The sequence below is a fragment of the Mesobacillus sp. genome (genome assembly GCF_049588175.1).
Classification (GTDB): domain Bacteria; phylum Bacillota; class Bacilli; order Bacillales; family Cytobacillaceae; genus Mesobacillus.
In genome coordinates, this window is sequence record NZ_JBAVFI010000224.1 from 1 (window position 1) to 2,010 (window position 2,010).

The window sequence follows — 2,010 nt, forward strand, 5'->3', positions numbered from 1 at the left end:
GTGTCATATGTGACACATGATAAATGTCATGTTTCGAATAAAAATTCCTTAAAAACCTTTATTTATAGCGTTTTTTTTACTTAGTACCAGGTAATATTATTTGCTATTTATTTTTAAGTATTCATCACTTATTGATTTCTTATGAAATATTCTTTCTGCCATGGTACAATCTGCGCCTCAAACTCACTCTCTTCTGTCCATGTGTGCATCAAATCATGACATCCACCTTCCGCATTATTAAATATGGCTATGTCATAAAGCCTAGGAGGATAGGGCATTTTTTGAATATGTCCATGCAATTTAGCCATTACTCCGTTGTAATCCAGCAGCTCACAAAGAGTTAGCCATCTTGTGACTGTTTCGCTTTTAATGATGATCAATGGGTAAACAGCCTCGATTAAACATAAGAGATTCAATGCTTCATCTTTTTTCATATCATTACTCCTGAAGTTTTTTAGAAAAATCCACAACAGAACAGTCTCTCCTTTTAGTAAGTAAAAATACATGGAAGAATAAATGGTGCAAACATTTTTTAAAAGGTAAAATAAAAGTAAAAGGCTAAAGTATCGAGGAGCATAAAATGGAAAATGCAATTGTAACTGGTTCATCAAGCGGCTTTGGTAAATTGATTGCCATTGAATTAGCCAAATCTGGATTTAATGTTATTGCTACGATGCGGGATCAAAGTAAAGCGGACAGTCTGTTGCAACTTGCAGCGGACGAAAATGTCAAGAAGCATGTCCAATTGTTTACGCTTGATGTAACTTCAACTGCTTCTGTCGAGGGATTTTGCGAATATATAGAGCGATTCGATTCAGTGGATGTACTCGTGAATAATGCCGGCTTCGCTCAAGGAGGGTTTTGTGAGGAGCTCACATTGGAAGCTTACCGTCAACAATTCGAAACAAATTTCTTTGGAGCGGTTGCCCTCACTCAGGCTGTCCTCCCTGCCATGCGTGCTCAGGGGTCAGGCAAAATCATAAACATGAGCAGTATCAGCGGCAAGTTTGGTTTTCCTGGACTGTCTGCATATGTATCATCAAAGCATGCCTTAGAAGGATTCAGCGAAAGCTTAAGGCTTGAGCTTAAACCTTTTGGTATCGATGTCTTCCTTGTTGAGCCGGGATCTTATAAGACAAATATCTGGTCGAGCATTGAAAATGTTCAATTGCAGGATCAATCACCATATGAATCATCTATGGCTGCGATCTTGAAAGAGGTTAAGAGTGGCGAAGCAGAATATGGAGATCCTCGTGAAGTTGCAAAGCTGGTTGCAAAAATTGCTGGTGATACAAGCGGAGTAGAATTTAGGTTCCCAATTGGCAAAGGTGTAGCCAAAACTATTATCATGAAAAATCTTCTGCCATGGAAAGTTATTGAGAAAATTGTCATGAAAAAACTGTATTGATACCACAGATAGACTCCTTTCATCTGAAGGGAGTTTTTTTATCAATTAAAAGGATTTTTTTACCAATGTGGAGAACGTTGAGAATTCTGAAAGGAGATATTACATATAAAAATTATTGTTTGTCCAGCAGGTCCTCCAAACACTGCAAATCATGATGGGTTTGGCAATGTTCAGCCTTTTCCTTGGTGGGCCGCATAAAGAAACGATTTATAATACCCATTATAAAAAATCAATATCGAACGAACTAGCAGGACTTACTGGCCAAAATTTCTGGTGGCTGAAGTATGCATCGTACATCGCGATAAGCTCACTGTTAGTATTACTGATCATTTTCCTGCTGATTATTATCATTAAAAATGAACTGGTCACAAATATGGAAGGTAAAAATGAAATTGTATTTTATATCAACATCAAAAATGAAAAAAAGGAAATCAGAGCTTACCACGATAAAAGGAGTAAGCAGTTAAACAACCTTTATGTTTTAAAAGAAGTGGCAGATGCCCTTCTTTTTTTTATAGGCTGTTTTTGCACCAATTGTTGGTTTGATGGTGAAGTTGTAATCAGTTATCAAACTTTTCGGGGTATCTTTTCTTAGTATTTTT

The 2,010-nt window shown here is 36.9% G+C and carries 2 protein-coding genes; one reads left to right on the forward strand and one right to left on the reverse strand.

Features of this window, described 5'->3' with window-relative positions:
- Positions 1-128: 128 nt before the first annotated feature.
- The gene (locus tag WB217_RS05620; RefSeq protein WP_423991454.1) at positions 129-434 is read right to left on the reverse strand and encodes a hypothetical protein; all 306 of its coding nucleotides are present in this window, start codon (positions 432-434) and stop codon (positions 129-131) included.
- Positions 435-580: 146 nt separating this feature from the next.
- On the opposite strand from WB217_RS05620, the gene WB217_RS05625 reads away from it, so the two are divergent.
- Positions 581-1,408, forward strand: a complete 828-nt coding sequence (locus WB217_RS05625; RefSeq protein WP_423991456.1) for an SDR family oxidoreductase — start codon at positions 581-583, stop codon at positions 1,406-1,408.
- Positions 1,409-2,010 lie beyond the last annotated feature (602 nt).